The sequence below is a fragment of the Sulfitobacter sp. W027 genome, assembly GCF_025143985.1.
Lineage (GTDB): Bacteria > Pseudomonadota > Alphaproteobacteria > Rhodobacterales > Rhodobacteraceae > Sulfitobacter.
Genome location: NZ_CP083564.1, coordinates 2,799,860 through 2,821,763, shown reverse-complemented (window position 1 = coordinate 2,821,763; position 21,904 = coordinate 2,799,860). Strand labels below are relative to the sequence as shown.

Below are 21,904 nucleotides of genomic sequence, written 5' to 3'. Positions count from 1 at the left end.
AAGGCCCCAATGACCAAAACACCCGCCGCCATCATGAAGGAGCTGCGCAAGGTTCACATTCGCACCCCACGCGAAGCCGCGCTTAAGGAAATGCTCGAACGCATGTTTGAAGAGGACGGGGGGGGTAACGTCACCCACGAGCCAGTGCGTTTCACCGACGACAGCGAAACCCATGGCATCGCCTTCATCGAGGGTTCGGGCGGCGGCAAGACCACAGCAATCCGAAAGACTCTGAAGGCGTTTGATCCCTTGTCGACAAACCCTGAGACTGGTCAGCCGCGCTGGCTCCAGGTCAAGGTCGAAAGCCCTGCCACTTTGCGCAGCCTGGGCGTGGACATGCTTAAGAAGCTCGAGATTGACCAAGTGTCTGATCGCGCCAAGGTCTACGAAATCTGGGAACTGGTCCGGCGGCGCCTGCGCATTCTTGGGGTTACGCTGGTCTGGATCGATGAGGCTCAGGACATGTTTAAGGAAACCATGGCTGCCGAAACGCAGTCTATGTTCAAGATGTTGAAGGGTCTGATGCAGGGGGATCACCCGGTCGTGGTGGTGTTGTCGGGCACGGAACGGTTGAAGGAAATCACCAGCCTTGATGCGCAGGTGAACCGGCGTTTCTCGAAGATCTGCCCACCGCAGCTCGAGTTCGCGGCTGACAACGACCTCGTTGAGGCGATCACCGTCGCTTTTGCCAAGAAGGCGGGTCTGAAGGTAGATTTTTCTGGGGAGACCAACAACCGGATCATCCGCGCAGGTCGGCACCGGTTCGGGCGCTGCATCTACCTGATCCTGAAGGCAATTGAGGCCGCGCTGCATGACAAGGCGACCACACTGACGCTCCAGCATTTCGAGTTGGCCTATGGCATGGAAGAAGGCTGCGAGATCTCCGCTAATATCTTTGCTGTGGCGGACTGGACCAGCATCGTGCAGCCGGACGATGAAGAACCTGCGGTCCCGAAGGCTGGGGCCAAGCGCGGCCGCAAGCGCAAGGCGCTTACCTGATCATGGCATTGCATCCGATCCTTCCCGTTATCGCTGGAGAAAGTTTGACCTCGTATCTGAATAGGGTTGCCCGGTTCCACTGCGAGATGGACCTCTTCGAATTTCTTTCATTCATCGAGCTGGCGCGGAGCGCGCTGATCACGCCGCAAGAGGAGACCATCGCCCGCCTAAAGGGACTGCTCGGCTTGTCTGAAGAGACACTTGGCCGTATGGCCTTCCAGTCTGCCGGTGGCCGCGTGCGAGTCATTGCTGCCGAGACTGTACATGCCGAGTTCACGGCAATGAAGACAACGAGCTTCTGCCCGAACTGTCTACTCGAAGATGGAAAGCCAGACAGCCCGTCGCAGGGCATGCGGGTCGGCCGTATCGCCTGGCAGATCGGACATCTGCGTACCTGTTTGAAACATGGTGTCGAGCTTGTCCGCCGCCCGGTGAGCAGTTATTCGGATGGCTTGCAGATCATGGCAAAGGTGGCGCCGGATGACGCGACGCTGAGGCAATTGGCGATGCTGGCACCGGAGCGGACGCCGACTGGCCTGGAACATTACATTGCGAACCGCCTGGCGGGAGAGAGAGGACCTGCCTGGCTTGATGGTCAGCCGATCGATCTGGCAGCCCGCGCCTGCGAGATGCTGGGCGTGATCCTTACCGCAGGCACACATGTAAATCTAAAAGCCTTGGATGCGTTCGGCTGGCACAAGGCTGGAGATGCCGGATTTCGGGCGGCGTCCCGGGGCGCCGAGGGAATCCGGCAGACGCTTGAGCTTCACGCGACACGTATTCCGGAGGAAAGTCGCCGCGGCGGGCCGCAGCATGTGCTCGGCCGACTTTACCAATGGCTGCAATTTAAGAAGAATACCAAAGCGGTCGGACCCATCCGAGAGGTCGTACGAGAGTTCATTCTGGACAGCTTCCCGATCGCAGCAGGAACAGATCTCTTTGGGGAAACTGTGGACTGCCAGCGTGTGCATTCCGTTTACAGCCTAGCAAAGGTTTCCACACTGCACCCGAAAACGATTTCCCGAGCCATGGTGTTGGCCGGGATCGCAGATGGCGATCCGAACCGGGTACAGGCTCATTTGGTATTTGATGCCGAGGAAGGCGAGGCGTTGGCCCGCCGGATCGAGACCTCACTGACCGTGAAAGCCCTGGAGGGGCATCTCAACTGCAATCGCGTTCAGGCGCAGCAGCTGGTTCGGAGTGGAGTGATCCCTCGGATCATCGAGGGGAAACAGGCCGTTGGAGCGCTGAAAGGCGTAGCCGAAACTGATGCCAATGCCTTCCTAGAGCGTTTTATGGCGCAAGCGAAGCAGGTAGATGTCGCTTCTCCGGGAGGGATGGACATCGTCGCCGCTGCAGAAGTGGCGCGCTGGCCGGTGTTGGATATCATCAACGGTGTGATTTCTGGGCTCTTCACCCGCGTCGAGGTCGTGGAGCCCGAGCTGAAGTTCAAGGGCGTGTTGGTTGACCCTGAAGAAGTGCGGACAATTTTATACCGGAATAAGGGGGCTGGACGCGTGGGGATCGAAGAGGCCGCGGCCTTGATTGGCATGCCCGTGCAAGGGGTAAACGCGCTTGTGAAACTACGGGACGGTGAGGGTGCGCCCTACCTGCGCGAATATTCCGAGGTGAACGCGAAGGGGGCGACTGTGCGTCTGTTCGATATGGTCGAGATTTTGGCGTTCCGGCGTGGGCACGTGTCCTTGAAGGAGATCGCTGAGGCAGCAAGCTTCTCGCCAAAGGTAATGAAAATGAAGATGGATGCGCGCGGTGCGGTGCCACTAACACCGAGATACGAACTCGGACGGGTATGGTACCGAAAGACGGACCTTTCTTCCTAAGCCCACTGATCTCCATCGACCAGAAACCAGCCAGATCACCTTTTTATGATTCGTCAGTTCAGATCTCTAAGAGGTTGTTAGTGCCTGGACAGTTCGCTCTCAGGCTGCATTCTCGTTTCCCGTTTGGAACCAGTAATCAGAATTGGGTTTTGCGAGATTGTTTGCGACTATTTTTTTCGCAAACTGGATTTTGTGAGTCCCTTCGTAGGGACAACAAGCCGCTGAATAACGCGACATGACTTTTCCACAAACCGCTGATCTTCAAGTTTGCGAAAAACTCGAAACAGATTAAGGTCCTGTAAACAATATAAAAATTAATTTGACCTTGCGATCTCGCCATACTCACTTTGAGTCTCGAGAGTTTGGCAGGAAGATAGATGGAAAAGCATACGACATCGATCCGACACAAAATCGTGCGCCGTTCCCGAAGAACGGGCTCGTCCCGTGTCAGGTGCCGATCAGACATCACTGCACGGTGGAGGGGGATACCTGCTCGCTCAAACCCCAATTTCAGGATCAGACTGATCTTCCCGTGCATTTTCGATCGCCATGCACTATCTTGATGGCATCATCAGCCCGTCATCGTGAAGCAGTCGGGAAGTTCCAGCTTCCGGTGCTCCAAGGTTGGGTAGCAGAGCAGCGACTAAGCAGACTCTACATCAGACTGAGAGATCTCGGGGGCAGGTTAGATTATCAGACGGAAGGACGCGCTTAGCCCACCATCGACGACTAATTCGAGGGCATCAATGCGGGCGATCCCTTCCAGTGTCCTTCTGGATCAAACGCAGCTTCAGAGGCATCAGTTGGGCAATGAGTGCCAAAAAATCTATTCAGCCGGTTCGCAGCAATCCCTAAATTATTTATCTAATTCCCCCGACAGAGCTTCGATTGTTGTTTCGAGGCCTTGGCGCATATGCTCTTTTAGATGGGCCAGCATTCGAGGAAGGCTATCCCCGCAGGCAAGATCGACGTATTTATCATGAGATCGGCGCAGCGGCCCCTGGCGGTGGTGAGCCTGCTGGTGCAGCCAAAAGTAGAAATATACGTTCACACGCATTGATTGCCAGCTTTTCATTAGTAGGCTGTGTTGGCTAAGTTCGAAGCACCAACTGTGAAGGCGCAACTCTTGTTCAATCGCCCGCCGACCGTCACTGTCGGCGTCGATCGTAGCTTTCAGCTCGTCGCTCCTTTGTCTTAAATCCAAAATGGCTTCTTCAGTCCGCTTCTCCCAACAGCGCTCGAACGCAAAGGATTCAAGAGCGGTGCGCAGAGAGTACAGTTCTTCGAGGTCCTTACGCGTGACTGAACGAACATAGAGCCCTTTGTAAGGCACACTAACCAGCAGACCAATTTCTGCCAGCTCTCGAATGGCTTCCCTCAGTGGTCCGCGGCTAACATTAAGAGCTTTTGCAAGCTTCTGTTCGGTGAGGCGCTCGCCCGGAGCGAAATTTCCCCTAACTATATGCTCGGTGAGCATCTGTGCTGCGCGACGGCGAATGGTGCCGTCGTCAAGAGGTCGCAGCTCCGTCTTTGACGCAAATCCCACTTCCTGCTCCCATTAGAGTTTCACGGAACACTGCCAAAAAATCTAGGCGAGTTCAATAGATTGTCGGATTGTTGACAATCGGACAATGCATGGCTATTCAGGTTTTGTTGTACCCGTGCGCAATGCAAAAAATGGCAAGAAGACCAATTTGGGGACCGACGTCGAAAGTTAGGATTTACCCACAGGAGAAAAACATGTCGCTCATCTCACGCTTAGCCGGTCTTGCCAGCTTCGGATTGATGGGGCTGACCGCCCCGACAGCTCAAGCGCAGGAATTTATCACTATCGGCACAGCCGGTCAGACCGGTGTTTATTACGTTGTCGGCCAGTCTCTTTGCCAGTTGGTGAACCGTGCAAGCGCCGAGAATGGCCTTAAATGTACGGCTCCGGCCACGGGTGGCTCCATCGCCAACCTCAATGGCATTCGCGCAGGAGACCTTGATTTCGGAGTTGTGCAATCTGATTGGCAGTTTCATGCGCTGAATGGAACGAGCGCCTTTGCTGACAGCGGGCCGAACGAAAATTTGCGTTCGGTTCTGTCGGCCCACGCCGACGTTGTAACAATTCTTGCGCGCACAGACGCGGATATTGCCACAATGGAAAATCTGCGCGGCAAGCGGGTGAACATCGGGAATCCTGGCTCAGGGTCACGGGCGACGGCAGAAGTTTTGCTCGGTGCTATTGGCATCGAAATCAGCGAGTTGGCCTTGGCGGCAGAGTTGAAATCTGCAGAGCAATCCGCGGCACTTTGTGACAACAAGGTTGACGCCATCATGTTTTCCGCCGGTCATCCGGTAGGCAATATCACCGAGGCGACCGTTTCCTGCGATACAACCTTCTTGCAGATCGATGGCCCCGCAGTGGATAAACTGGTCGATGAAACAATCTATTACTCCAAGGCGACCATCCCGGGTGGCCTTTACAAAGGCCAGCCCGACACTATTCAGAGCTACGGCCCACTGGCCACGTTGGTCACCTCCACCAACACGAGCGACGATGCAGTCTATGCCATCGTGAAAGCGCTTTTTGATAATTTTGACCGTTTCAAAGGACTTCACCCCGCTTTCGCGAACCTCAAGGAAGAGGATATGATCTCAAACGGCATCATCGCGCCACTGCACGAGGGCGCGATTCGCTACTACAAGGAGCGCGGCTGGATGTAATCCTTCCGGCTATACAACAGCCGCGCCAAGTTGCACGGCGCGGCTCTCCCCCCATGTCAGCTAAGGTCCAACCCCATGAACACTGAAGACACCAGCCACACAACCCATGACGCGGAGGAGGACGCTCGCAACCGGGATATCAAGATTTACGTCAACGGCGAGATCGTTCATCGCGACGAGGCCAAGGTTTCAGTCTATGATTCCGGCTTCATGCTCGGCGACGGCATGTGGGAAGGGCTACGGCTTTACAACGGTAAATGGGCGTTTTTCGACGAGCATATGGATCGGTTCTTCAACTCCTGCAAAAGCGTTTCTCTCGACGTCGGCCTGACTAAAGATGAGATGCTGGACGCGCTGAACCGCACTGCTGCTGCAAACGGAATGACTAATAACGTCCATTGCCGATTGATGCTAACTCGGGGGATCAAAGATAAGCCGTTCCAGCACCCCAGTCTTAGCCGGTCCGGTCCGACACTTGTTCTAATTATGGAGCATTCCAAACCGGTAGACAGTCTCAGCAGCCAAGGCATCCGTCTGGCAACCGTGCCACAGGTCCGCGGCTTGCCGATGAGCCAAGACGCAAAGCTTAACAGCCACTCAAAGCTTAACTGCATCATCGCCTGTCTTCAGGCGGAGGAGGCGGGGGCGGACGAGGCTCTGATGCTTGATCCGCACGGTTTCGTAAACACCACCAACGCGTGCAACTTTTTCATCGTTCGCCGCGGTGAAGTTTGGACCTCAACCGGAGACTACTGCATGAACGGCGTTACTCGGCAAAAGGTAATTGACCTTTGCCGGGAGAACGATATCCCGGTTTTTGAAAAGAATTATTCGCTCTATGAAGCCTATGGCGCAGACGAAGCTTTTCTCACCGGCACCTTTGGAGCGCAGACGCCAGTGGCAAGCATCGACGGCAAGAGTATTGGCACTGGCGATCGCCCGATAACACGACGTCTCCGCGAGCTTTACAAAGATTTGGTCAGCAGCAACACAGGTTTGGCGTAATGCCTCCTCATGAAGTCCAAGGCTTGGGGCTTGTGGGATACTTGTTTTAACCGCGGCTTAGTTTGGATATGGCAGGCAATCACGGAAGGGGCTAGGTCGGATGCGGAGGTCCATCTATGCGCAACCCTGACAGCCTTTCGACTAAGACAAACGAAGACACACCCAAAGGTCTCGCGTTTGCCATCACAGCCTATGTGCTCTGGGGGTTTTTGCCCCTCTATATGAAAGCACTGTCGCACATCCCGGCTGCCGAGATTGTTGCGCATCGGGTGGTCTGGTCTGTGCCCATTGCCGCGCTCGTACTGGTAGTGATGCGGCGGACCCAGGATTTAAAAGCAGCGCTACTTTCTCCCCGAACGCTCCTCATGGGCGCGGTGACGGCGACGCTGATTTCGGTCAACTGGGGCATTTATGTCTGGGCGATTGCCTCGGGCCATGCACTTGATGCGGCACTGGGATATTACATCAACCCGTTGTTTAGCATTCTGTTGGGCGCGCTCCTTTTGGGCGAACGCATGTCCAAACGGCAGTTAATTGCAGTTGGCCTTGCCTTCGGGGCAGTTCTGGTTCTGGCATTGGATACTGGATCAGTCCCTTGGGTTGCTTTGGGCCTGACGCTGAGCTGGGGGTTTTATGCACTGGCAAAGAAAGGTCTGGCGATCGGGCCCAATCAGGGCTTCTTACTTGAAGTGCTCATCCTGCTGGTCCCGGCCTTGGGCTACATTGCCTATCTAACAGCGACCGGTCAGGGAAACTTTCTCACGGCGCCGCCCCTTGATACCTGGCTCTTACTAGGCTGTGGCGCGGTCACGGCAGTGCCATTGTTGATTTATGCAAACGGCGCCAAACTCCTTCGGCTCTCGACCATCGGAATTTTACAGTACATCGCGCCGACCATGATTTTCGTCGTGGCGGTCTTTGTTTTTGACGAGGAATTCGGACGCGCGCGGATGATCGCCTTTCCGATGATATGGGCGGCCCTGATCCTCTATTCGTCCTCGATGCTCCAACAAATGCGTCAGACCTGCCGTGATAAGGGTCCCGTAAGACAGGGTTGAACGCTAGGTAGATGTCTGTGACCGGAAGGCTGCTCAGAGTCTGCACCCCGTTCTTTTCAGACTATGCTGCGCTTGGACACAAACATTCCAAGAGAGAGTTTGGTTTGCTTTCACCACAGCGATCTCTTGTGCGAATTTATTGACCACAACGTTATTCAGAAGCGCCTTTATTGCGAAAAACAGTGCAAAAAACCTCTGGATGCCCACATTAGGCTGCAAATACCGATCTTTGAAAACGTGCGAATAACAGGGTGGGAGAATTATTCGAAAACCGTTTAAAAACATGTGGTTGACTCGCATCTCGACCCGGTGTCACATGGGACAAAAAATCTCCTTCCCATGGTTCAGGGCGACCGGCATGACACTGACAATTCCATTCAACAGCGGCCGGATCGCAATCCTTTCGGATTTGCATGCCAATACGTACGACCACAGAGGGACTGATCCGATCGCCTCGCTGGGGCTTCATGGCATCGTGAACGACACGCTTGATGCGCTTATCATAGCCGGGGACCTTACGGATGGGCCAGCACCGAGATGGATCCGGGGGCTCGCTCAAATAACACCGCATGTCGCTCCGGAGCGCATCTATGTGATGCCCGGAAACCATGATTATTACGGCGGCACACTTGCGGACGACCATCTGCTTGCTGAGCACGCGCGGTCCGTGGGCGCACATTACGTGCAGAAAGAGGAATTACACCATGGCGACACCCGCATCCTATGTTGCACGATGTGGACGGACTTCGATCTCTTGGGGGATCCTGAAACGGCGATGAGGATCGCCGGAAGCGTCATGCGGGACTATTCTCGTATCTGGATTGATCTCTCCGTAGGTTCTGCTGAAGGGAGCGGAGTCACGCGGCAACCTTTAGCAAGGGAAATAGAGCCCGCGGACACGCTTGCCGTTCACCGCAACCATCGCAAATGGCTTGAGGACAAGTTGATGTCCCCCCACCCTTGCGGGGAGGCCGGCCGCACGGTTGTCGCAACCCATCATGGGCCGCATCTGTCGGTCGCAGGGTCAGTAGATGGCCTTACCCCCGCATTCCACTCTGACTTAACAGACCTGATTGACAGGTTTGCCCCCTCAGCTTGGTTTTTTGGCCATTCGCATCGCCGGCTGCGCGCCATGGTTGGGCAAACCGATGTCCGAAACATAAGCGTTGGATATTGTCGGGAGTTTCTCCGATCAGAGAGTGAGTATTTGATCGACGCAGGTATTTGGGAGGGCCTCGATGGGTCCTAAATCGGCTGACCTCATGCTTCTTGAGGCCACATGTCAAAGCGACCTAATTGTAATCACAGATACTGGTGGCGCTCCCTAAGAATATTGGTTCCTGGAAAATGACAATGAAATCAGATAGAAATAAGTTAGAAGGCCTCACATTCTTGAGCGATGGAACACCAATGTCGTTGCTCAGGCAGAATGCGAGGGCGCTAAAGAAAGCGAAAAACCTCAAGCTTCACGAGGCGCTGGATGAAATCGCAAAGCAGTATGGCTTCAACAGCTGGAGCGAAATGTCTGCTCATAAAGTCCATCCTATCGCTGAGAATGAAATTTTAGTGGGCTTTCGGCAGGAGATAAGCGGTCGTGATCATGAGGTCTATTACGATCATCTCTTTGTTGAGGCTATGGCGCAAGGGAAAGAGCAGGTTGGTTCGTCCGTATTCATCGCAACGGGTGTTGAGGAGGTCGACGGTGAAACCTTATATGTCACAAATATACATTTCATCTCCCCGGAACGGGGGGCAGATGAAGATATTCGGGAGGTCCGTGTGCAGGATGTGCAGGCCTTACGCGCGCTGTTGGATGGTGGCATGACAATCCGACAGACTTTAGCCATTCTGGATGGCCTAGGAGTTTTTGACCTCTACCAGAGAAATGGCACGGAACTATCAAGTGAGGCGTAGCCGGTACCATAGCTTGATCTTGGGTAGGAAATCTGAGTCCTGACAGGGCTTGCGAGGACCTTTTCCGGATATGAAATGAGAAGCCTAGCGGGATGGGCGGGATGCCCGCCCCCTGGATTGGCCCCGGTTCCAGCCGCGATCGTCGCGCAGTACCGCCCACAGGTAGCCAGTCTTGGTTTTGCCACGTCCGGGGTCCAAAGCGGGAGCCGTCGTCTTATCGATATACGGCCGGGTACTGCCTTGTTTCAGCGGTATCGCCATTCGATCCACCACCGCTGCGATCAGTGTACCGGTCCGACCCATCCAGTCGGCGAAGACCGATCGGTCGTTTAGCACGCCCTGCCGCGCCATGACAACGGCTTGATGGTTCAGCGGCATGTACTCTGAATGCTTGGACACGGCGATCTGCGCCAGCAGCGCCTCAGTGGGCCAGCTGCCCTCGAGAAGATGCGCGGGAGCTTTCGCCTGAAGTACGCCCGCGCGTCCTTTGGGGCGGGCGTACTTCGGGCGGACCGTGACAATCACTTGATACCGCGCCGGGATGTAGTCCAGCCCCCCCCCGCACCGTTGTTCCAATTGAGGCAAAACTCGGCGGCTTCTCGAGCTACCTGTGTCGTCGCTACCCTCTAAATCTTTGTTCTTGACAGATACCGTGTTTGGCGAAATTCTCTACACAAGAAATTTTTTTCACATATGTGAAAAGCTCCGCGTCTTTGAGGAAGGATGCACGGCTAAAATGGGGGGAGAGTATGTCTGTAAAGCAGGTCGAAAACGTGCTGCGTTTTTTCGAGTTTTTCTCGGACGAACGAGTGCCTGCAACATTGACGCGGCTGTCGGCGGCCCTGTCGCTACCGGTCTCTAGCACCAGCAATCTAATTAAGACGCTGCGTGAACAGGGATACCTATTCGAGGTGCGCCCAAGAGGTGGGTTCTATCCTACCCGGAGGCTATTCGACGTTAGCCAGAACATCATTGATGGCGATCCGGTTCTTGCAAGCGTGCGCGACCAAATGGCCAAACTACGCTCCGAAACCGGAGAAACGGTGCTGCTGGCAGCTCGCGACGGTAATGACCTAATCTACCTGGATACAATGGTTTCCGATCAGGGGGTGCGATACTCGGCTGAGCCCGGTGAACGGCGTCCCATCTATGCTGTGTCCTCTGGAAAGGCGTTGCTCGCCGCGCTCGATGACAAGGCATTAATGGCTGAACTCGAGGCGATGGACTACTCCGGTGCCAACGAGAATTCTGTGACCGATCCGGACAAGTTGTTCCAAATGATCGTTGAGGGCCGCCAGCGTGGCTGGTTCCTTAACGCGACCGAGTTCACTCCTGAGGTTTCGGGCGTGGGGGTTATGCTGGAGGTCGCAGGCCGCCAGCTTGGTTTGTCGGTAGCCGGGCCGAACTATCGCATGGAAGGCCAGCATGCCTCAATCGCCGAGGCGCTTACTCGATCAACAAAGGCGCTCCGCGACCAGATAAGCGGGTCGGGAGGCATCAAATGATTAATAAAACCATGCACATCATCGACACGGCATTCACCGCTGTTGCCGTTACTGCCATCGCAGCATTGACGCTTCTCGTCGTCGCGGATGTCTCCTTGCGCTACGGCATTGGCAAGCCAGTGTTCTTCGCACATGACGTCGTCGTCCTGTACCTGACACCCGCTCTTTTCTTCTTTGGTGTCGGTCCAACGTATTGGCGCGACGAGCACCTCGCTGTCGATCTTCTCGTGTTGCGTCTATCAGTTCGAAAACGTGCCGTGACAGATGCAGTCAGTGCTACCATCGGCCTGTTCATCTTCTCACTTCTTATCTGGGTGTCATGGGACAGAGCATGGACAAGCTTTGTTAACAGCGAGCGGATCGCCAGCATTGTGCCCTGGCCAGCATGGCTCAGTTACATCTTAGTGCCGGTCGGATCGGTAGCGATGGCCCTTGTCTGTTTGGCGCGCCTCTTTTTGGCCATCCGAGTCGTTCTCACCGGTGAAAAGCCTTCTAGGGCTCAACACACCGAACCCGGGGAAGAAACATTATGACCTCGCTGATTGTCGTTATCGGACTTCTCTTTCTTCTGTTCCTCGGGGTTCCGGTTGGTCTCGCGCTTGCCTTTTCAGGCATGGTGGGACTGGTCGCTATTGTCGGATTCAACTCAGCCTTGTCGGTTCTAGCAACCACTCCACTGTCCACGACCAACGGTTATGAGCTAATCGCCGTCCCGCTGTTCATCCTGATGGCCGAGTTTGTGATCGTAAGCGGCATCGCCGATCGGATGTTCAAGGCGATTACGATCTGGGTTGGCCGTTTGCCCGGTGGTCTGGCTGTTGCCACGGCCCTTGCCGGGGCTGGCTTTGGTGCAATCTCTGGATCTTCAACTGCGGCCGCTGCGGCTCTGTCGTCGACATCAATACCCGCCATGCAAAAAGCTGGCTATGAGGCCAAATTTTCAGCTGGCGTGGTGGCCGTCTCGGGCACTTTGGCCATGCTCATCCCGCCCTCGATTGCCTTGGTCTTGTACGGCATTATCGTCGAAGTGAATATCGCGTCGCTGCTGATTGGCGGCGTTATCCCCGGTGTTCTGGTGACCTTTGGTATCATCGTAACGATCTACGCCCTCATGGCGCGCGATCCATCCATTGCCCCAGCGGCAAAGCGTTGGTCACTGCGAGAAAAGCTTTTTGCCCTGCGCGAGATCGGCCCGATGCTCGCCTTACTCGCATGTGTAACAGGGTCGATCTATCTCGGGGTTGCAACACCCACGGAGGCCGCTGGCCTCGGGGCATTCGGAGCCTTCGTCATCGCTGCCGCTTTTCGTTCGCTGACCTGGGCAAGAACTTGGGGCGCCCTGTCTCGTGCAGTGCGCGCGACATGTATGATTTTCCTAATCATCATCGGTGCGCACATTTTTGGCTATGTCCTGACATTAGGGCAGATAACCCCACAGTTCGTGACGTGGATCACCACGCTGAACGTTTCGCCCTATGTCGTGATGGCCGGGATCATCCTGTTCTACTTGGTTCTTGGCTGTTTCATGGACCAGCTCGCCATTCTGATCCTGACTGTTCCCGTCATGGTGCCAGCCATCGTCACCTTGGGTTTTGATCCGGTCTGGTTCGGCGTGATCGTCGTCGTCTCCGCTGAGGTAGGCATGATCACACCGCCTCTGGGCATGAACATCTTTGTGGTAGCCCGCTATGCCGGAAGACCGCTATCAGAGATCTTCCGTGGCGTCGCGCCGCATGTGGTAACCCATCTGATCATCATCGCATTGCTTATCGCGTTTCCACAGCTGGTTCTGTGGCTGCCCAGCACAATCAACAACTAAAAAGGACACTGAAAATGACGCAACCAAAGGCTGCAGATCTGGACCCATCCGTTTTTTTCATGACCGAAGACATGGCGCAGCCCTATTCGCCAAGCGGACACTCCGGAACTGTAAATCGTCGTCTCGTTTCTCCTGAAACCGGCGCAACCCAAATGGAAGTTTTGATCGGACGGATCGAGCCGGGCCAAGGCGCCAGCGCACATTTCCATCCGGGAATTGATCAGTTCTGCTGGATGCTCGAAGGCCGCGCGGACGTTACCATCGGGTCGCACAAACAAGAGATTGGGCCAGGAGAAAGCTGCTTTTTCGCCGCCGACATGCCGCACACCTTCACCGCCATTGGTGAGACGCCGGTGCGTGTGCTCATTTGTTACGCCCCCCCTTACGGAGAAGGCGCTCGCGTCGAGTGCTAAGGGCAATTTCTACCAAACATGATGAACTGGAGGAGTAAAATCATGAAAACGACCCTAACTGCGATCTCTTTGCTGGCGGTAAGCGCTATCAACCCGGCGTTTGCGCAAGAGGTTACACTGAAGATCGCCGACAGTCTGCCAGCGGACCACATCATCACCAAGAATACGACCGACGTGTTCATGGCGCGGGTGCAAGAAGAACTGGGCGACCGCGTTGCCTTCGAACACTATCCTGCTCAGCAGCTTGCTAAAGCAAAGGACATCCTTTCCATTACTCAGGCCGGGATCGCAGACATCGGCTATATCGTGCCATCCTATGTATCTGAGAAGATGCCTTTGGGTGGCGTCGTGGAGCTGCCCGGCGAAATCGCATCTTCTTGCGAAGGATCGCTGGCGTTCCGCAATCTCGTGCAACCCGGTGGGATGCTCGACGAACTCGAGTTTCAGCCTGCTGGCGTTCGCGTGCTCTACAACGTCGCACTCTCACCTTACCAGGCAATTTTCTCAGAACGGGCAGGCGTGGGCTCGCTGGATGAATTCGACGGTATGAAGCTGCGTTCGAATGCTGGCGCGATGGAATTGTCGCTACAGTCGGTCGAAGCCGTTCCTGTGCGCATGACGCCGCCAGAGATTTTTGATGCCATGACAAAAGGCACAATCGACGGTGCTCTTTTGCCCTTCACCTCTACCTTCTCTTATGGTCTCGATCAGATCGTCGGGTCGGCTACACGGAACGCGAATTTTGGCACCGTTGGGATTACCTATTCGATTTCGGAAAAGAAGTGGGACAGCCTTCCCCAGGATGTTCAGGAAGTCCTGACCCGCGTCGGGCAAGAGGTGACGGAAAGCGCTTGCTTGGCGTTTGACGAAGCAGAGGTTCAGTTCGCCGACGACCTCTCTGCTAAGGATGTTAATGTCTTCAGTCTCTCCAACGATGAGACAGCGCGGTTGAACGCATCCTTCGAAACCGTTGCCCAAGATTGGGCTAAAAACCTCGACAGCCGGGACAAGAAGGGCAGCGAAGCGCTCGCGGCCTTCCGCAGCGAAGTCGAAAAGCTACGGGTCGCCAACGATTAAATCCTCCAATCGCGGCGACGGAAACTTTCGTCGCCGCGTGTATCGCAAGCCGATTTCCCGAACCTCACCCTAACCCATCAGAGGCCATTGTGTTTGATCTTCTAAAAGGCGTTCGCGTGGTCGAACTGACCACAATTGTATTGGGCCCCATGGCGGGCCAGATACTTGCAGACTTCGGAGCCGACGTTGTTAAAATCGAGGCTCCCGACGGCGATTTAGCACGACATGTCGAGCCCCGTTCAGAAGCCGGCGAAAGCTCGATGTTTGTGAATTGCAATCGCAACAAACAGAGCATCGCGATAGACTTGAAGACACAAGAGGGCCGCGAGGTTTTGAAGCGCCTGATATCGCAGGCCGATGTCTTCCTGCATAACATGCGTATGAAGGCGGTGCGCAAACTAGGGTTCGATGCCGCGACTCTGCGCGCCATAAACCCCGGCCTCGTTTATTGTTCCGCCATCGGCTTTGGCAGCGATGGCCCCTATGCTGATCGTCCAGCCTATGATGACGTTATTCAGGCAGCATCAGGTATTGCGCACTTGCCGACATACACAGGTGCCGAGCCCGCATATGTGCCGGGCGTGATCGCGGATAAGGTGGCAGCGCTCTACGCGGCCAATGCGATTTCCTCAGCATTATACAACAAAGCCCAAACGGGACAGGGCGTCGAAATCGAGGTCCCAATGTTCGAGGTTATGACCTCTTTCGTGATGACCGAGCATCTTGCTGCGGCATCTTTCGAACAGGACGCTAAACCAGGATATCGCCGGCTGCTCAACCGCCATCGCCGGCCTTTCAAAAGCTCTGATGGTTGGGTCGCGGTTCTTCCTTATACCGAAGCTCACTGGCGCAGCACGCTTGAGGAGATCGGGCGCGCTGACGTGATTGATCAGGAGTGGTTTGAAAGCGCTTCAACTCGATCGAACCATGTAGCGGAGATGTATGAAATCCTCGCTCAAGTAATGCCCAAGCGTAGTACCGACGACTGGATCAACACCTTTGAGCGGCTGGATGTGCCGCATTCGCGGGTTAGTTCTTTGGGGGACCTGCTGAATGATCCACACCTCCAGGCTGTCGATTTCTTTGGTGTTACAGATGATACAACTGGCCGAGCGCGGTCGGTGCCCCAGCCGGTAAAGGTCAATGGAGCTCACACCACCGTAGACAGAGGTGCGCCGCTGCTTAGTGAGAATTCGATCAGTCTGCTTCAGGAACTCGGTTACGAACCTACCAAAGTTCACGACATGATAGAGCGCGGCGTCGTGCAGGCCCCCCCACCAAAGGAGGGGGAATAGGATGGCAGGTCTGTGGCTAGAAGAATTTAGGCCTGGCATGGTGATCTCGCATGCGATCACGCGCACGGTCACCGAAGCTGACAATATTGCTTTTTCAACCCAGACGATGAACCCCCAGCCGCTGCACATTGATCGGAACTTCGCCGCTCAAACAGAATGGGGTAAGCCGCTGGTTAACTCGCTTCTGACGTTGGGGATCATGATCGGTATTTCGGTTCATGAAACCACACTGGGCACTACTGTCGGCAATCTGGGAATGACTGATGTGATATTTCCGGCGCCGGTCTTTCATGGCGACAGCCTGCGGGTGGAGACTGAAGTAATCTCAGCACGGGCTTCAAAGTCGCGCGCCGGTCAGGGTATCGTGGAGCTCATCCATCGCGCCTACAAACAGGACGGAACTTTGGTTGCTTCCTGCCGTCGTTCTGCGCTTATGCGCGCACGTCTAGCGCAGGAGGCAAACTGATGCGATCGTGGCTTTTCGTCCCGGGCAACCGCCCCGACATGATGGCAAAGGCAGTGCGCGTGGGCGCCGATGCCATAATCCTAGATCTCGAAGATTCCGTTGCGCCTCAAAAAAAGGAAGAGGCACGCGAGGCAGTGGCAAACGCCCTCTCTACGCTTGATCGGAGCGCGCAGTTATGGGTGCGGGTAAACCCCATATCCAGCGCCTATTGCACACAAGATGTCGCGACAGCGATCAATGGACGCGCCGATGGGCTAGTCCTGCCAAAATCCGAAAACGGCGGCACGGTCCGCGACCTAATCGAGATGGCCGGCAACGCTTGCCCGCCAATCCTGGCTATCGCTACGGAAACCGCCGGCTCTTTGTTCGGCCTTGGCCAGTATGCCGGGCTGGAGACACACCTCCACGGCTTGGCCTGGGGGGCAGAAGATTTATCGGCAGACTTGGGAAGCACAGCGTCACGCGACGAGGCTGGAGCCTTGACTGGCCCGTTCGCGCTGGCCCGCAATCTAATGTTGGCCGGTGCGATGCACGCAAAGTGCCAGCCCATCGACACGGTTTGGACCGACATCCGGGATCTCGCCGGGCTGGAGGAGGAATGCAACGCCGCCCGGCGCGACGGGTTCACCGGCAAGATGGCAATCCACCCCGCGCAAGTGCCGATCATCAATCAGGCGTTCCTACCAACGGCTTCTGAAATTGCGCTGGCCCAACGGATCACGAAGGTGCTGGCGAGCAACCCTAATGTGGGTGCGGTCAGCATCGACGGACAAATGATTGATATGCCGCATCTCAAGCGTGCAAAGCGGGTTCTGGACCTCGTGGCAAAATACGGAGAAGATCAATGACGCCTACACCCATTCGCCTAGGCCGTGGCTTTTACTGGCAAGAACTGACAGTAGGCGATCGGTACTCAACATACGGCCGCACTATCACCTCGGCGGATATCAGCACCTTCGTCGGTCTGGCCGGTATGGTTGAAGTGCTTTTCACCAATGCGGAATACCGTAAAACCGAAAGCACCTTGAAGGGCGAACCGTCACCCGGTGCGTTAGTGCTTTCGGTAGCAGAGGCGCTGGCCCTCAATGCCACAGCTCAAGAAACGGGTTTAGCTTTCCTTGGGCTTTCCACACTAGACATTAAAGGGCCTGTCCAAGCTGGCGATACGATTGATGTCGAAATGGAAGTGCTCAGTGTACGCCAAGAAAGCAAAGGCGACCGTGGTCTAGTGCGAACACGCAATACGGTTCGCAATCAAGAAGGTAAAACTGTCATGGTGTACGAGCCGTTGCGCTTAATGATGGGAAGGCCCCAATAGGCGGGAATATAGTGCGCCTGTAAATATGTAAGAACTCTCGGGACACTATCCTGCGGTGATGAACAGGCGAACAGGACGGCCATTGGTATTGACCTGCCCCCGCTGGTCCCTTGTTCAAAAGGCTGAGGGCGTTCTGGAGAGAATACTGATACCTAAGTCGTCTGTTCATGCTCAAGTTATAACAACGTTGGCCACGCTTATGAGCCACTCCAGTCAAGCTTAGCTGCAAACGCTGCGCAATTGATTCCTAGGATGAGCCCTTCAGGAGGGGGGCTTAGACATTGCTTGAGATGTGCGTCAAAGGCAACTCTAGGCCGTTTGCGTTTGTGGCTTCCGCACGGGGTTCGGTGAGCTCAACGCCCCTGAGTTTACACCTGCCGTTCAATGCCGTGCAGGAACGTCTTACTTGTGCAACCGCCAATCTTTAAAGCATCGCTGTAAGTTGCTGGCCCGGCCCGGACGTTTTTCCGAACAGCTTCACAGGGTGATCGATACTGGCGGCGAGCAATGCCATCCGATACATCTCATTCGGCGGTTTCGGCCCAATAATGCAATTGACTGTATAATCGGGTAACAGGCCTTGGCGCAACCCGGACGGGAGGACGAACGCTGGTCTTATTCTGAAGCTAGCGGATTCACCTTAGATACAAGGTGAGATGCCCTATGAAATCACTATATAAGAATTTAGCCTAAACATTGCTGTTTTTATAACGCCGAAGTCATCAAGGCGAGCGCGGAAAGTGTGCCGATCGCTTCGGTATGATTGACCGCTGTGAATCGAATATGATTTGCGGACAAGCGCTCAATCTGCGGAAGAAGCGCGGCAGCGTCGGCATAAAGCTGGCGCATCATTCGGACTTCTACCGTCAATGGTGGCGTGCAGGGTTGTGATATATTAGTGCCTTCAGCAGTCTGTACCGCTTTGGTGACCGCTTCTTGAATACGCCTCCGCGACACGGCGGGAGAAAGGCTCTTACTGGCGTGTGCGCCGAGTGCCGTCTTCGTCGTGATTTGAATGGCATGGGGAAATTGATGCGCGATCTCTTTGCACAGGTGGTCGTCGCCACTTGCCGCAAGCAGCGGGACACCAATCTCGGCGGCGTAACCGGCAAAGAGGGTTGGCTCGCCGACAATCTCTCCGTTCATGCGGATTTCGGCAAAGGCCAGCCCAGAGATCGTATGGGCAAGCACGCCAAACTCTCCTGCCGCGCCGTGATATCCGATGAGCACGACGCCGCTGTAGGCTTCTGTAAGCCCCTGGATCATCGAAAGCGGTCGAGGTTTGCCTGAAACCAACTCGGCCCGATAATCAAGCTCCTCGGCGATCATATTGCGCATTGGCCCGTGCGAGTCCGCCACAGTGACCGATGTCGCACCGCCGTCAAAAGCACCTGCAATTGCAGCGTTTGCCTCTTTTGTCATCAGCCGCCGCGCTACTTCGTATTCGGGGTTGCCGCGCTGGCCTTGCAGTTGTTCGCTCACGCCTGCGATCCCTTCGATATCGACCGAGATGAAGATTTTCATGCTTTTTCTCCCATGGGGGTGTTGTTTTCTTCGATGGGGGTGGTGGCCTGCCATATCTTGCGAACCGCAGCGCGTCTGCTGCCGCGCAAACGATAGAGCCGCACTTCGAGCGCCGTCGTCCAATCCTCACCGCCGACCCGGACCAACTGCCCCTGATCAAGCGCATCCCGCGCGCAGCTTTCGGGGAGCAGAGCAAGGGCACCGTGGGATAAGGCCATACGCTTGAGCACTTCGGAGGTGGGGCTTTGGCCCAACCGTTCAAGCGTGGGGCCGGTTTTCAGGTGGCGTTTCAGAAGCAACGCTTCGATATCAGCGAAATATCCATCGCTTGAGTAGCCCATATAGGGCAGGGGCGGATGCTCGGGGCCAGCTTTGCTCGGATCAAAGAGCGGCGCCCCCGCGGCATCGACCGGGGACGTCATAATCAGCAGGTCATGCGCCAAGACACGGGAGTCGAAGCGCGATTGTTCAAACAGTAGCGCCGCATCGGCATGGGCGTATTGCATCACGAAATCCACCATGCCGTCGGCGAGTTGCTGCACCATATCGTGGAAGTTCTGCGTAGAAATATGGGTGGTCAAATGCCCCGTCTGCGGCTCAAGGCTTTTGAGCCATTCGGGTATGAAATTAAGGTTCAGCGTGGTTGCCGCCGCGATGCGCAGGTCGGGGCGAGAATGATGAACCTGCTGCAAGAACTCAGCGCGGTCCGTATGGAGGGAGGATAGGACCAGTTCCGCTGTCTCGCGGAAGGCTCGGCCTTGTTCCGTCAGGGTGATCGGATAGGTGCGGCGGTCAAACAGCGGGACGCCAAGCCATGTTTCAAGCGCCCGTATCCGACGGCTGAAGGCAGGTTGCGTGACGTTGCGCTCGTCAGACGCTCTGGAGAAGTTCCGGGCCCGAGCTAGAACCAGATAGTCCTCGATCCATTTGATATCCATATCATTACCTCTCCACGAATGCTGCCTTCCCGCAAGGGTAGAACTATGCCTAATATGCATAGTCAATGCCGTTTTGGCGTTGGTCTCTGCTCGGTTCGGCGGTTTCTATCGCGTCAATGCACAAGCGCCGTGGGAGAACATGTCTTATGCAATCGAACCGACTGCTCGAAATCGCGGACCTTGATGTCCGTTTTGGCAAGCCCGGTTCAGAGATGCGGGCTGTCAAAAACCTGAGCCTGCACGTCAATAAAGGCGAGACTGTCGCGATTGTCGGAGAATCCGGCTCTGGGAAATCAGTCAGCGCTCTGTCGGTTATGCGATTGGTCGAATTTGGCGGAGGGCGGATTGTGGGCGGAAATATTTCCTTTCGCAAACGCGACGACAGCGTGATTGATATCGGCAGTCTTGATACGGAGAACGCGCGTTTGATGCGCGGCGATGATATCGCGATGATTTTCCAAGAGCCCATGACCTCGCTCAACCCCGTCTTTACCATTGGGGATCAGATCGTCGAAGCTGTGGTAACCCACCAAAATAAAAGCCGAAGCGAGGCCCGTGCCATCGCGCTTGAGACCCTTAACAAGGTGCGCATTCCGGATGCCGCGCAGGTAATGAAGCGCCATCCGCATCAGCTTTCGGGCGGGATGCGTCAACGTGTGATGATTGCCATGGCCCTGTCCTGCCGCCCGCAATTGCTGATCGCGGATGAGCCCACCACCGCGCTGGACGTTACTATACAGGCGCAAATCTTGCGGCTGATCCGTGAATTGCAGGACGAAGAGAACATGTCAGTTCTTTTCATCACCCATGACATGGGCGTGGTGGCCGAGATCGCTGATCGCGTTATCGTCATGTATCGGGGCGAAAAGGTAGAAGAGGGCGACGTCGAGACCATCTTCAACGCCCCGCAGCACCCATATACCCAAGCCTTGCTCAAAGCCGTGCCGCGGCTGGGGTCGATGCGCGGCACCGATACACCGCAGCCCTTTGCTATTCCGGGTCAAGACGCGACAGATATCGCGCCAACGCCGACCGCCGCGATTGACTATAGCGCCCCGCCGCTATTGTCGGTGCGTGGGCTGACGACCCGTTTCGATATTGGTGAAGGCCTGTTTGGCCGGGTCAAAAAACGGGTCCATGCGGTGGAACAGCTTGATCTGGATATTTGGCCGGGCGAAACGCTGGGTCTGGTCGGTGAATCCGGTTGTGGGAAATCGACCACCGGTCGGTCGATCTTGCAACTGGTCGAGGCGTCGTCGACCCGGCTGACCTTTGCCGGCGAAGACCTTACGCAGCTTTCGACCTCTGAATTGCAAAGATTGCGCCGGGAGGTGCAGTTTATCTTTCAGGATCCCTACGCCTCGCTTAACCCGAGACTGACGGTGGGCTACTCCATCGCGGAGCCAATGTTGCTGCATGGTCTTGAGACCAAGCAAAACGCCTTTGATAAGGCGGTGTGGCTGCTTGAAGAGGTGGGGCTAAGCGCAGATCATGCCAGCCGCTATCCGCATGCTTTCTCGGGCGGACAGCGCCAGCGTATCGCCATTGCCCGCGCTTTGGGCACTGATCCTAAACTCATTATCGCGGATGAAGCGGTTTCGGCGCTTGATGTTTCGGTACAGGCGCAGGTGATCAACCTGATGATGGATCTGCAGAAACGCTTTGGTCTGGCCTATCTTTTCATCAGCCATGACATGGCGGTGGTCGAACGCATTAGCCAGCGTGTCGCTGTGATGTACCTGGGGCAAATCGTCGAAAGTGGACCCCGGCGTGAGGTTTTTGAGAACCCTCAGCACGCCTATACGCAGCGGCTCATGGCCGCAGCGCCCGTGCCGGACCCTTCGATCCGTCAGCGCAGCCGACCGCTTATTACCGGCGAAGTGCCCAGTCCGGTGCGGCCTATCGGCCAACCCCCTGCCATTCACCAGATGATCGAGGTGGCCCCCGGTCATCTGGTCGCCCGCGATCCTGCGGACGACACAGAAGCCGCCTGATTCATAAAAATTGACCGACTTGTCCACAA

Annotated in this window: 20 protein-coding genes and 1 pseudogene; 17 read left to right on the top strand and 4 right to left on the bottom strand. The window is 55.7% G+C overall.

Annotated features, from left to right (window positions below; genetic code table 11):
- Positions 1-9 precede the first annotated feature (9 nt).
- Both K3759_RS13890 and K3759_RS13885 read left to right on the top strand, forming a co-directional pair.
- The gene (locus K3759_RS13890; protein WP_259982664.1) at positions 10-999 is read left to right on the top strand and encodes a TniB family NTP-binding protein; all 990 of its coding nucleotides are present in this window, start codon (positions 10-12) and stop codon (positions 997-999) included.
- A 2-nt stretch (positions 1,000-1,001) separates the two neighbouring features.
- Complete coding sequence (locus K3759_RS13885; protein WP_259982663.1) at positions 1,002-2,840, top strand: TniQ family protein; 1,839 nt, start codon at positions 1,002-1,004, stop codon at positions 2,838-2,840.
- 856 nt (positions 2,841-3,696) lie between these two features.
- Here K3759_RS13885 and K3759_RS13880 read toward each other — a convergent pair.
- Positions 3,697-4,386 (bottom strand): GntR family transcriptional regulator, encoded by a 690-nt coding sequence (locus tag K3759_RS13880; protein WP_259982661.1) that lies wholly within the window; start codon positions 4,384-4,386, stop codon positions 3,697-3,699.
- An 89-nt stretch (positions 4,387-4,475) separates the two neighbouring features.
- On the opposite strand from K3759_RS13880, the gene K3759_RS13875 reads away from it, so the two are divergent.
- From K3759_RS13875 to K3759_RS13855, 5 genes are all read left to right on the top strand, one after another.
- On the top strand, positions 4,476-5,549 hold the full coding sequence (locus K3759_RS13875; protein WP_311199009.1) for a TAXI family TRAP transporter solute-binding subunit: 1,074 nt from the start codon (positions 4,476-4,478) through the stop codon (positions 5,547-5,549).
- A 75-nt stretch (positions 5,550-5,624) separates the two neighbouring features.
- Positions 5,625-6,554, top strand: a complete 930-nt coding sequence (locus K3759_RS13870) for a D-amino acid aminotransferase (protein WP_259982659.1) — start codon at positions 5,625-5,627, stop codon at positions 6,552-6,554.
- A gap of 116 nt (positions 6,555-6,670) precedes the next feature.
- Positions 6,671-7,612 (top strand): EamA family transporter RarD, encoded by a 942-nt coding sequence (gene rarD / locus K3759_RS13865; RefSeq protein WP_259982658.1) that lies wholly within the window; start codon positions 6,671-6,673, stop codon positions 7,610-7,612.
- Between the two features lie 358 nt (positions 7,613-7,970).
- On the top strand, positions 7,971-8,861 hold the full coding sequence (locus tag K3759_RS13860; RefSeq protein WP_259982656.1) for a metallophosphoesterase: 891 nt from the start codon (positions 7,971-7,973) through the stop codon (positions 8,859-8,861).
- A 104-nt stretch (positions 8,862-8,965) separates the two neighbouring features.
- On the top strand, positions 8,966-9,526 hold the full coding sequence (locus K3759_RS13855; RefSeq protein ID WP_259982654.1) for a hypothetical protein: 561 nt from the start codon (positions 8,966-8,968) through the stop codon (positions 9,524-9,526).
- Positions 9,527-9,652: 126 nt separating this feature from the next.
- Here the strand turns inward: K3759_RS13855 and K3759_RS13850 are convergent.
- A pseudogene (locus K3759_RS13850) lies at positions 9,653-10,078 on the bottom strand (transposase); the annotation flags it as partial.
- 197 nt (positions 10,079-10,275) lie between these two features.
- On the opposite strand from K3759_RS13850, the gene K3759_RS13845 reads away from it, so the two are divergent.
- From K3759_RS13845 to K3759_RS13805, 9 genes are all read left to right on the top strand, one after another.
- Positions 10,276-11,031: an IclR family transcriptional regulator gene (locus K3759_RS13845; protein WP_259982652.1), complete on the top strand. Its 756-nt coding sequence runs from the start codon at positions 10,276-10,278 to the stop codon at positions 11,029-11,031.
- Positions 11,028-11,564, top strand: coding sequence for a TRAP transporter small permease subunit (locus K3759_RS13840; RefSeq protein WP_259982651.1), 537 nt, complete (start codon positions 11,028-11,030; stop codon positions 11,562-11,564). Before K3759_RS13845 ends, K3759_RS13840 begins: the two co-directional genes overlap by 4 nt.
- A complete protein-coding gene (locus tag K3759_RS13835) occupies positions 11,561-12,850 on the top strand; it encodes a TRAP transporter large permease (RefSeq protein WP_093928067.1) in 1,290 nt (429 codons plus the stop codon). The genes K3759_RS13840 and K3759_RS13835 overlap by 4 nt, the downstream gene beginning before the upstream one ends.
- Before the next feature lie 14 nt (positions 12,851-12,864).
- A complete protein-coding gene (locus K3759_RS13830; RefSeq protein ID WP_259982648.1) occupies positions 12,865-13,263 on the top strand; it encodes a cupin domain-containing protein in 399 nt (132 codons plus the stop codon).
- A gap of 42 nt (positions 13,264-13,305) precedes the next feature.
- Positions 13,306-14,340, top strand: a complete 1,035-nt coding sequence (gene dctP / locus K3759_RS13825; RefSeq protein WP_259982646.1) for a TRAP transporter substrate-binding protein DctP — start codon at positions 13,306-13,308, stop codon at positions 14,338-14,340.
- A gap of 89 nt (positions 14,341-14,429) precedes the next feature.
- Positions 14,430-15,635 (top strand): CaiB/BaiF CoA-transferase family protein, encoded by a 1,206-nt coding sequence (locus K3759_RS13820; RefSeq protein WP_259982644.1) that lies wholly within the window; start codon positions 14,430-14,432, stop codon positions 15,633-15,635.
- 1 nt (position 15,636) lies between these two features.
- Positions 15,637-16,101 (top strand): MaoC family dehydratase, encoded by a 465-nt coding sequence (locus K3759_RS13815; RefSeq protein ID WP_259982642.1) that lies wholly within the window; start codon positions 15,637-15,639, stop codon positions 16,099-16,101.
- 59 nt (positions 16,102-16,160) lie between these two features.
- Complete coding sequence (locus tag K3759_RS13810) at positions 16,161-16,949, top strand: CoA ester lyase (protein WP_259982640.1); 789 nt, start codon at positions 16,161-16,163, stop codon at positions 16,947-16,949.
- A complete protein-coding gene (locus tag K3759_RS13805) occupies positions 16,946-17,419 on the top strand; it encodes a MaoC family dehydratase N-terminal domain-containing protein (RefSeq protein WP_259982639.1) in 474 nt (157 codons plus the stop codon). Before K3759_RS13810 ends, K3759_RS13805 begins: the two co-directional genes overlap by 4 nt.
- Before the next feature lie 705 nt (positions 17,420-18,124).
- Here K3759_RS13805 and K3759_RS13800 read toward each other — a convergent pair.
- On the bottom strand, positions 18,125-18,943 hold the full coding sequence (locus K3759_RS13800) for a M55 family metallopeptidase (RefSeq protein ID WP_259982637.1): 819 nt from the start codon (positions 18,941-18,943) through the stop codon (positions 18,125-18,127).
- A complete protein-coding gene (locus K3759_RS13795) occupies positions 18,940-19,881 on the bottom strand; it encodes a LysR family transcriptional regulator (protein ID WP_259982636.1) in 942 nt (313 codons plus the stop codon). Before K3759_RS13795 ends, K3759_RS13800 begins: the two co-directional genes overlap by 4 nt.
- Before the next feature lie 146 nt (positions 19,882-20,027).
- Between K3759_RS13795 and K3759_RS13790 the strand changes: the two genes are divergently transcribed.
- Positions 20,028-21,875 carry a dipeptide ABC transporter ATP-binding protein gene (locus K3759_RS13790; RefSeq protein WP_259982634.1) on the top strand — a complete coding sequence of 616 codons (1,848 nt, stop codon included), beginning with the start codon at positions 20,028-20,030 and terminating at the stop codon, positions 21,873-21,875.
- The last annotated feature ends 29 nt before the right edge of the window (positions 21,876-21,904 follow it).

Coding starts and splice junctions, on each gene's coding strand:
- K3759_RS13870 (WP_259982659.1), top strand. CDS start 5,625: ATGAACACTGAAGACACCAGCCACACAACCCATGACGCGGAGGAGGAC.
- dctP (WP_259982646.1), top strand. CDS start 13,306: ATGAAAACGACCCTAACTGCGATCTCTTTGCTGGCGGTAAGCGCTATC.
- K3759_RS13805 (WP_259982639.1), top strand. CDS start 16,946: ATGACGCCTACACCCATTCGCCTAGGCCGTGGCTTTTACTGGCAAGAA.
- K3759_RS13835 (WP_093928067.1), top strand. CDS start 11,561: ATGACCTCGCTGATTGTCGTTATCGGACTTCTCTTTCTTCTGTTCCTC.
- K3759_RS13790 (WP_259982634.1), top strand. CDS start 20,028: ATGCAATCGAACCGACTGCTCGAAATCGCGGACCTTGATGTCCGTTTT.
- K3759_RS13815 (WP_259982642.1), top strand. CDS start 15,637: ATGGCAGGTCTGTGGCTAGAAGAATTTAGGCCTGGCATGGTGATCTCG.
- K3759_RS13890 (WP_259982664.1), top strand. CDS start 10: ATGACCAAAACACCCGCCGCCATCATGAAGGAGCTGCGCAAGGTTCAC.
- K3759_RS13840 (WP_259982651.1), top strand. CDS start 11,028: ATGATTAATAAAACCATGCACATCATCGACACGGCATTCACCGCTGTT.
- rarD (WP_259982658.1), top strand. CDS start 6,671: ATGCGCAACCCTGACAGCCTTTCGACTAAGACAAACGAAGACACACCC.
- K3759_RS13860 (WP_259982656.1), top strand. CDS start 7,971: ATGACACTGACAATTCCATTCAACAGCGGCCGGATCGCAATCCTTTCG.
- K3759_RS13845 (WP_259982652.1), top strand. CDS start 10,276: ATGTCTGTAAAGCAGGTCGAAAACGTGCTGCGTTTTTTCGAGTTTTTC.
- K3759_RS13800 (WP_259982637.1), bottom strand. CDS start 18,943: ATGAAAATCTTCATCTCGGTCGATATCGAAGGGATCGCAGGCGTGAGC.
- K3759_RS13855 (WP_259982654.1), top strand. CDS start 8,966: ATGAAATCAGATAGAAATAAGTTAGAAGGCCTCACATTCTTGAGCGAT.
- K3759_RS13795 (WP_259982636.1), bottom strand. CDS start 19,881: ATGGATATCAAATGGATCGAGGACTATCTGGTTCTAGCTCGGGCCCGG.
- K3759_RS13875 (WP_311199009.1), top strand. CDS start 4,476: ATGGCTATTCAGGTTTTGTTGTACCCGTGCGCAATGCAAAAAATGGCA.
- K3759_RS13885 (WP_259982663.1), top strand. CDS start 1,002: ATGGCATTGCATCCGATCCTTCCCGTTATCGCTGGAGAAAGTTTGACC.
- K3759_RS13830 (WP_259982648.1), top strand. CDS start 12,865: ATGACGCAACCAAAGGCTGCAGATCTGGACCCATCCGTTTTTTTCATG.